The sequence below is a fragment of the Myroides sp. LJL116 genome (assembly GCF_054871685.1).
This window is the reverse complement of record NZ_JBTXLR010000032.1, coordinates 1-8,775: the sequence shown is the minus strand read 5'-3', so window position 1 is coordinate 8,775 and position 8,775 is coordinate 1. Positions and strand designations below refer to the sequence as shown.

Here is an 8,775-nt window from a genome sequence, read left to right as displayed (position 1 = left end):
GTTTTGCCATATTTACTTGAATTACTTATACTAATTTAAGTATATTGGATTGTAATTCAAATAATTATAACGGTGTTTTTTACTTAAAAATACAAAAAAGGGGCTATCTCATTTGAGACAGCCCCTTTTTTTATTACTTTTTTTTTCTAATTTCCTTTTTTGCCAAATACTTTACGTAAATTTAGTAGTCTATTAGAATACTATTGGCTTATGTTTATTGCTACTCAATACGATTGGTTTATTTATGTTGAAATCATCTATTTTCTTCTAGCAATTGCCGTGTCCGTTCGTATTATATACGATACTAATTCTATATCCAAAACCTTAGCATATTTATTATTGGTTTTTTTCGTGCCAATTCTGGGTATGATTTTCTATTTCTCTTTCGGTATCAATTATAGGAAGAGAAAGATGTATTCTAAGAAACTACAACGTCATGAAGATTTCCAAGACAGATTAGCCGCTAAAGTAAAGCACTTCAATGAGCACACCACTAAAGAGGTAAATCAGGTTATTGAAAACAATAAGGCATTTATTTCTCTTTTATCAAGTGATGCTTTAGGAGAAAATCCTTTGCTTGTAAATAACAAGGTGGATTTATTGGAAAACGGAGAATCTTTCTTTGAAGCTCTTTTAAAGGATTTAAGGCAAGCAAAACAGCATATCCATATAGAGTACTATATTTTTGATAATAGTCAAATAGGGCATCAAATTGCGGATATATTAGTAGATAAAATTAAACAAGGAGTAGAGGTTCGTTTTATCTATGACGATTTTGGCAGTAGAAGTATACGCAAGAGTATTGTCAAAAGACTAAAAAAGGCGGGCGGACACGTTTTTCCTTTTAATAAAGTTATTTTATTGGCTTTGGCTAATCGTCTAAATTATAGGAACCATAGAAAGATTGTTGTAATAGATGGCTATATTGGCTATACTGGGGGGATCAATATATCGGATAGATATGATAATAGGATGAATCAAAAGAATGATTTTTTCTGGCGAGATACCCATATGAAAATAACCGGTAGTGGAGTATATGGATTACAGTATGTTTTTTTGACAGATTGGAATTTTTGCAGCAAAGAATCCATTACCTTTAATAGTAAGTATTTCCCAAGTATGAAGGATTTGGATTTACCTATTTTACCTTTACAAGTAGTGGCTTCAGGCCCTGATTCTGATGTACCTTCTATTTTGTATAGCGTGATTGAAGCCATTAGTCAGGCCAAAGAAGAGGTATTGATCACTACGCCTTATTATATACCAGATGAGTCCCTGCAATTGGTTATTAAGATGGCAGCTTTAAGTGGTAAGAAAGTGAAAATGATTCTACCTGGAATTACGGATTCTTTGATAGTTAAATGGGCATCCGAGTCTTATTTTCAAGAACTATTAGAAAATGGAGTAGAAATTTACTTATATAAAAAGGGATTCATCCATGCTAAGACTATTGTAACGGATCAAGATATATGTTGTGTTGGTACATGTAATTTAGATCATCGTAGTTTTGATTTGAATTTTGAAGTCAATGTTTATGCTTATGACCCAAGTTTAGCCCAGCAAATGAGACAAATGTTTTATAGAGATTGCCAAGATTCTCTAAAATTAGATATACAAAGATGGAATAAACGTTCCTCCTGGCAGAGATTAAAGAATAATTTTATTCGATTGTTAGCTCCTTTACTTTAGAAAAAAGTACATTTAATCTGCATTGTGTATTTTAAATTTTTTCTAAGTCATTTAAAGGCCTTAAATTTGTTATGTATACACAATTGCAAAAGAGAAAATATTCTCAAGTGTAATTTGTGCATATTTTTTGTTAGTAGAAATTGATAAATATCCTATTATGAATTTACATTTTATCTATAAAGATTATATTACTCATCAACACCCTTTACCAAACGATTATCAAGGTAAGGTGGTTACTACAGTTATAGAATCTCGTGCCAATAGTACCGATGCTAAAGCTAGTGTTTTATATATCCATGGATTTAATGATTACTTTTTTCAGTTTCATGTAATGAAGTATTTTAATTCAAATGGCATCAATTTTTATGCATTGGATTTACGCAAATGTGGTCGCTCACTTTTAAAAGGACAAGCACCTAATTACTGTAAGAGTTTAAGAGAGTATTTTGGAGATATTGATTATGCCCTAACTATGATGCATAAGGACCATAAGAATACCAATATATTTTTGCTTGGGCATAGTACAGGAGGATTGCTTGCTACTTATTATGCTAAGTTTGGATTACATCGTCCTTTAGTTAAGGGACTGATTTTGAATTCGCCTTTTTTTGATTTCAATTTACCTTTTTATGTAAAACCTTTTATTGCTTCTGTATCTAAGAAGAATTTTAAAAAGGATGCATTTTCCTTTATGCAAGGACTGCCATCTATTTATGGGGAGAGTTTACATAAGGATTATAAAGGGGAATGGGATTATAACTTAAACTTTAAGCCCATTACACCTTTTGTTAATTATTATGCTTGGATTCTTGCAGTAAATAGAGCACAGGAGGTAATACAAGAAAAACCTAATCTTGGTAATTTACCTATTTTACTACTAAGAAGTAGTCAAAGTAGTAATCCACGTAAAAGCAGTAAAGATACTTTTGAAAGTGATGCAGTATTAAATGTTAAGGATATATCCAAAATAGGTAAGAAAATAGGAGATTGCGTTACAGAAGTAGTCGTAGATAAGGCTTTACACGATGTGTATTTATCTGCTTCATCTATACGTGAAAAAGCTTTAAAGGCAAGTGTTGATTTTATATATTCTCATATATAACTTTTATAAAGTAGATAGGGCCTACTACCATTTGGTAATAGACCCTATCAATAATAATTGAAAAATTAAATATGTATTTAGAATAACCCTCCTCCAGAAGAAGATTGTTGTTGGTTATTCTCTCTTGCTTTTCTAGCCATAGCTCTACCTTTTCCACCACCAAAGCTGTAGTTAACTCCAATGTAAACACTTCTGCTGTTCCAAGAAAACTCTCCTTGGTTTTCAAAAGGATATTGGCTTGTAAATCTGTATTTCATTGTATTGAAGATATCGTTTAAACGCATACTAATACTTAGTTTGTTATTTAATAGAGAATAACGTGCTCCAAAATCTATTTTATGCATTTCTTTATTTTGTCCAGTAATGGATTTCATAGGTCCTCTGAAGAAACCAAATAAATTGAAACGCAATTTATTTGTTGCCTTAAAGTTTGCATTCAATCTAGCATTAAAAGAGTTTACGTTGATTTCCCTTTTAATAAACTCAAATTCATTGTTACTTGGGTTTAAGTAAGAAACAAGTCCATTTTGTTTAATACTCGATAAATCAATTGCAGGTTGAATATCTAACCATGGTCTTAATTTTAAATTAGCTGATAATTCAAAACCATAAGACGAGCTTTTATCAAAGTTATCGTAGGTCATAAGTAAAGCATTCGGGTTTTCATTCTCAGGATCGTCCAATATAATTTGGTTGATTTCATCATTGATTTGTCTGTAGAATACTCCCCCAGTAATAGAACCTGTGGTTCCTAGAATACGCGTATAATTTAACTCTAATGAATTAGTAAATTGTGGTCTTAATTCTGGGTTTCCTGTAGAGGTTAAAGTAGGAGTAGAGAACTGACGAATAGGTCTTGTTTGCCAAACTCCAGGACGGTCTACTCTTCTGCTATAACTCAATTGTAACATATCATTGGTTGTAAAATCATATCCTAAAAAGGCAGATGGGTATAAGGTTACATAGTCATCGGAAAAGTCTTTTTTACCATTTAATTTAGAAGTTACTTTATAACTTTCCACACGAGTACCTACTTGGTAAGAAAACTTATCTAGTTTTTGGCCAAAGGTCACATAACCAGAGTAAATATTATAGTCATAATTATATCCTACTTGACGCTGATCTACTGGAATCATTGGATTATCTAATTGATCCGAGTAATTCTCTGTACGCGATAGTTTGCTCTCTAGTCCTAATTCAAGTTTTGTTTTTTCATTGATAGGTTTTACGTAATCTATATTGATAGTAGTTAAACTTCCTTTACTCAAAGTAGCATCTGTATAGGTGTAAGATGGAGAATTAGTAAAATCATTTTGATAATACCCATTAGAGGTACCTTTATTATCATTATAATTAACCTCTACATCCAAATTATGTCCATTTTCATCAAAAAGATGTTTATAAGCTAAGTTGTATGAGCTATTTCTATTGTTGCTCTTATAATTAGAGGTTTGATAAATATTTTCAAAATTTGCGTCTGGGTATAAGTTTTCTGTGTATACATCCGTTGGACCATTATATTTACTTTGATTGGTATAAAAGGATAAAGTATTTTTATCGTTTATATTATAATCTAACCCAACTTTATAAAGGTAAGATCTGTTTTTACTCTCTACATCTACAAGTTGTGTTGAATTTTGATCTGTTCTATAAATTTCTCCTTTATTGGTTGACTTACCTAGAGAGTTGTTTGCATTGGCAAAGAAGTTTATTTTATTTTTTCTATAGTTAAGGTCAATAGAGTTTGTATTGCTAGCATGTTTAGAAAGTGTAACACCACTATTTACTGTTGCATTAAAACCATCATTTGTTTTTTTATGCAATACTATATTGATAATACCACTCATTCCCTCTGGGTTGTATTTTGCACTAGGACTAGTGATTAATTCAATACTCTTAATGGAACCCGATGGAATTTGCTTAAGTACTTGATCAGAGGATAAGTTGGTAGGTTTACCATCCACTAGTACTCTTACATTGGTGTTTCCTCTTAGAGAAAGGTTACCATCTTGGTCTACATTAACTGAAGGAATATTGTTCATAATCTCCGAAGCTGTAGCTCCAACAGAGGCTAGATCTTTTCCAACATGAATAACTTTTCTGTCTATTTTTTGTTCTATGGTAGACTGCTCTGCTATTATTTCAACATCATCTAAAGTCACTGCGTCCTGCTGTAGGTATATTTTTCCTAGGTCTACTACTTTAGAGTCAATTGTTATTTGTTCTTCTTTTGTAAGATATCCTATAAATTGTACCTCAAGGGTATACTTGTTATTTGGAGCTTCTAATTGAAACTGTCCATTGTCATCGGAAAGAGTTCCAGTGACAACCTGATCTCCTATCTTTAATGCTATTGTAGCATAAGGAATAGCTTCTTGTAATTCATTATCATAAATATTTCCTTTTACAATGGACTTATTTTGAGCCAAGGTAGAAAAAGAGATAAAGACAAAGAATAATAGGTTTACATAAGTTTTCATACTTTGATTTATTAAAGTTTTTCAATGGTTAGGTCTTATTCTAATAGTCTTGTAAAAACATGTTTTGTTACACATTTTTTACTTTCTTTTTTAAAAGCATATAAAAAAAAGATAAAGTTTAGAATTTAAAGTGGGAGTTTTCTGAGTGTAAAACATTGTATTTTAAGTCGTTGTGTTGTTTGTTTTTTTGTAGATATATTTACACCCCTTTTCATGAAAAAAAATAAAGAACAACACTGTAAGTCTTTATTAGATTGGAAGTATATAAAAAAACAAGTATTTTAATCACGGGACAACAATTAGTTAGAAGCTCTTAAATAATAGGATATCCTTTATAGGGACCTTAAAGTGTTAGAAAGAATACTTTTCTTAAGACATCTATTTTAATAATACTATTGTTGTATCCGTTCAAAAAATGTATTTTTAGCTTATAAAATATAAAAACATGGAAAAACAAAATAATATAGCCATTTTGGTGGATGGGGATAATGCGCAGGCTAAGCTATTAATTCATGTCTTAGAAGAGGTATCTAAATATGGTAAAGTTACGATTCGTCGAATTTATGGAGACTGGACTACACCTCAAATGAATAGTTGGAAAGAAATTCTAAATGACTTATCCTTTTCGCCTATCCAAAAATTTAGCTATACTACAGGTAAGAATTCTACGGATAGTTCTTTAATAATTGATGCGATGGATATTTTACACGATCAGATGGTAGATGGCTTTTGTATTGTCTCTAGTGATAGTGACTATACTGGTTTGGCAAAGAGAATTCGTGAGTCTGGTATTTTTGTAATGGGTGTTGGAGAAAAGAAAACACCTAATGCCTTTGTACAATCCTGTGAAATATTTACTTACGTTGAAACTTTAATGCCTAAGAGTAAGGAAAAAAGTAAGGTAAGTAACAATAAGAAAAATACGGCTAACGAAGAGGACGATACTAAGTTGTTAACCAAGAAAGAATATAACTTAATTGATAGAGCTTTTGAAATGTCAGTAGGAGAAGAAGTAGAAGCGTTCATTTCTACTGTGGGAGGAAATTTAAGAAAGCTAAATCCTAGTTTTGATGCGCGTTATTATGGTTTTAAGAACTTAACAGAGCTATTTAAGCATTTAAAAACCTATGAAGTAATTAATAATAATGTCAAGGGCTTAAATCACCCATTAGTAAAAAAAATATAAACAAATCTAAAGTTCGCAAGGCTAAAGCCTAGCGGACTTTTTTGTTTTATTAATAGTTAAGTAGGGGATTGTTTCTGAACTATTAGGGCAAAATGCAGAAATGTTTGTGATATTATTTATATTTGTAGGATAACCTTAAAAAGAAAATAGATGAGAATAATTTATATAGCTGCTGTATTTCTTAGTTGTAGCTTAATGTTTTCCTGTGATAAATCTAAAACAGACAATGTTCAAGATACACAGGTAGTGGTACAAACTCCAAGAGAGTCTGTGGATAAGTTTGCTGATATTGAAGTATTGGAATATCAAATACCAGGATGGCAAGAATTGAGTCTTAAGCAACAAGAATATGTATATTATTTAACTCAAGCAGGCTTAGCAGGTAGGGATATTATTTGGGACCAGAACTATAAGCATAACTTAAAAATAAGAAGAGCTTTAGAGAATATCTACCAAAACTATAATGGAGATAGAAGCAATAAGGATTGGGAGAACTTTGAAGTATATTTAAAGAGAATATGGTTCAGTAATGGGATTCACCATCACTATTCTAATGATAAAATTAAGCCAGAATTTACTTCTGCTTATTTCAACGACTTACTTACTTCCACTCAAACTAACTTAGACCCTGAAGTAGTAGCTATATTATTTAATGATCAAGACAGTAAAAAAGTTAATTTAGATCCTTCTAAAGATTTAGTAAAAGATAGTGCTGTTAATTTCTATGGCTCTGATGTGAGTGAGAAAGAAGCAGAAACTTTCTATGCTCAGATGAAAAGCCCAGATCCGCTTAGACCATTATCTACGGGGCTAAACAGTAAGTTAGTAAAAGTGGACGGTGTTTTACAAGAGAAGGTATATAAAAGTGGTGGTTTATACGGACAGGCTATCGATCAAATTATTTATTGGTTAGAAAAAGCTAAAGGTGTAGCAGAGAATGCCCAACAAGCCGAAGCTCTTTCTTTATTAATCGAGTTTTACAAAACAGGTGACTTGCAAACCTGGGACCAATATAATATTGCTTGGGTTGGTGCTACCCAAGGAAATATTGATTACAATAATGGATTTATCGAAGTTTACAATGATCCTTTGGGACATAAAGGTTCTTTTGAGAGTGTAGTACAGATTACCGATTTTGATATGTCTAAGAAAATGGCTGTGTTATCCGAGCAAGCACAATGGTTCGAAGATAACTCTCCATTAATGCAAGAACATAAGAAAGAAAATGTTGTAGGAGTTACTTATAAAACCGTTATAGTAGCAGGAGAGGCAGGAGATTCTTCTCCAAGTACACCAATTGGAGTTAACTTACCTAATGCGGATTGGATTAGAGCAGAATATGGCTCAAAGTCTATTTCTCTTGGTAATATTATTGATGCCTATAACAGTCAAAGCTCTTCAGATAGATTACAAGAGTTTGTCCATGATCCACAAGAGTTAGAGTTAGCTATTAAATATGGACAACAAGCCGATAAGTTACATACAGCCCTACACGAGGTTGTGGGACATGCATCGGGTCAAATAAACCCTGGAGTTGGCCAACCTAAAGAGACCTTAAAAAGTTATGCTTCTACCTTGGAAGAAGGAAGAGCTGATCTAGTTGGTTTATACTATTTATATAGTCCTAAATTAGAAGAATTAGGTTTAGTGGAAGATTGGGAGGCAGTTGGTAAAGCAGCCTATGATAATTATATTAGAAATGGCTTAATGCTACAACTAGTACGATTAGAACCGGGTGCTGACATTGAAGAGTCTCATATGAGAAATCGTCAATGGGTGAGTGCTTGGGTAATGGAAAAAGGACAACAAGATAATGTCATCGAAAAAGTAACCAAAGATGGTAAGACTTACTTCAATATTACCAATTATGATAAGCTTCACGATTTATTTGGACAATTACTTAGAGAAACACAGCGTATTAAAAGTGAAGGAGATTTCCAAAGTGCAAAAAATCTTGTGGAAAACTACGGTGTTAAAGTAGACCAAGACCTACATAAGGAAGTCTTAGAAAGAAATGCTAAGTTTAATTCAGCTCCTTATAGAGGATTTGTAAATCCTATTATCGTACCTGTGATAGATAAACAACAGAAAATTACTTCTTTTGAAATTATTCAACCAGAAAGTTTCTCTAGTCAAATGTTGCAGTATGCAAAAGACTATAGTTTCTTACCAGATGAAAATTAGAAATACAAAGGGGCTGTCTCAAATGAGATAGCCCCTTTTTTGTATTTTTAAGTAAAAAACACCGTTATAATTATTTGAATTACAATCCAATATACTTAAATTAGTATAAGTAATTCAAGTAAATATGGCAAAAC

Annotated in this window: 5 protein-coding genes; 4 read left to right on the top strand and 1 reads right to left on the bottom strand. The window is 31.9% G+C overall.

The window, feature by feature from the left end:
- Positions 1–210 precede the first annotated feature (210 nt).
- Both cls and ACYSNM_RS13480 read left to right on the top strand, forming a co-directional pair.
- Positions 211–1,689, top strand: a complete 1,479-nt coding sequence (cls, locus tag ACYSNM_RS13485; protein WP_461757400.1) for a cardiolipin synthase — start codon at positions 211–213, stop codon at positions 1,687–1,689.
- Positions 1,690–1,846: 157 nt separating this feature from the next.
- Entirely contained in the window at positions 1,847–2,791 is a 945-nt protein-coding gene (locus ACYSNM_RS13480) for an alpha/beta hydrolase (RefSeq protein WP_461757399.1), read from the top strand.
- A 77-nt stretch (positions 2,792–2,868) separates the two neighbouring features.
- Here the strand turns inward: ACYSNM_RS13480 and ACYSNM_RS13475 are convergent, their stop codons facing one another.
- Complete coding sequence (locus ACYSNM_RS13475; protein WP_461757398.1) at positions 2,869–5,271, bottom strand: TonB-dependent receptor; 2,403 nt, start codon at positions 5,269–5,271, stop codon at positions 2,869–2,871.
- A 445-nt stretch (positions 5,272–5,716) separates the two neighbouring features.
- Here ACYSNM_RS13475 and ACYSNM_RS13470 point away from each other — a divergent pair, with 445 nt between their 5' ends.
- Positions 5,717–6,457 carry an NYN domain-containing protein gene (locus tag ACYSNM_RS13470; protein WP_461753646.1) on the top strand — a complete coding sequence of 247 codons (741 nt, stop codon included), beginning with the start codon at positions 5,717–5,719 and terminating at the stop codon, positions 6,455–6,457.
- A gap of 150 nt (positions 6,458–6,607) precedes the next feature.
- Positions 6,608–8,641 (top strand): dipeptidyl-peptidase 3 family protein, encoded by a 2,034-nt coding sequence (locus ACYSNM_RS13465; protein WP_461757397.1) that lies wholly within the window; start codon positions 6,608–6,610, stop codon positions 8,639–8,641.
- The last annotated feature ends 134 nt before the right edge of the window (positions 8,642–8,775 follow it).

Excerpts from the sequence above, each read along its gene's own strand:
- cls (WP_461757400.1), top strand. The coding sequence starts at position 211 with ATGTTTATTGCTACTCAATACGATTGGTTTATTTATGTTGAAATCATC.
- ACYSNM_RS13480 (WP_461757399.1), top strand. The coding sequence starts at position 1,847 with ATGAATTTACATTTTATCTATAAAGATTATATTACTCATCAACACCCT.
- ACYSNM_RS13475 (WP_461757398.1), bottom strand. The coding sequence starts at position 5,271 with ATGAAAACTTATGTAAACCTATTATTCTTTGTCTTTATCTCTTTTTCT.
- ACYSNM_RS13470 (WP_461753646.1), top strand. The coding sequence starts at position 5,717 with ATGGAAAAACAAAATAATATAGCCATTTTGGTGGATGGGGATAATGCG.
- ACYSNM_RS13465 (WP_461757397.1), top strand. The coding sequence starts at position 6,608 with ATGAGAATAATTTATATAGCTGCTGTATTTCTTAGTTGTAGCTTAATG.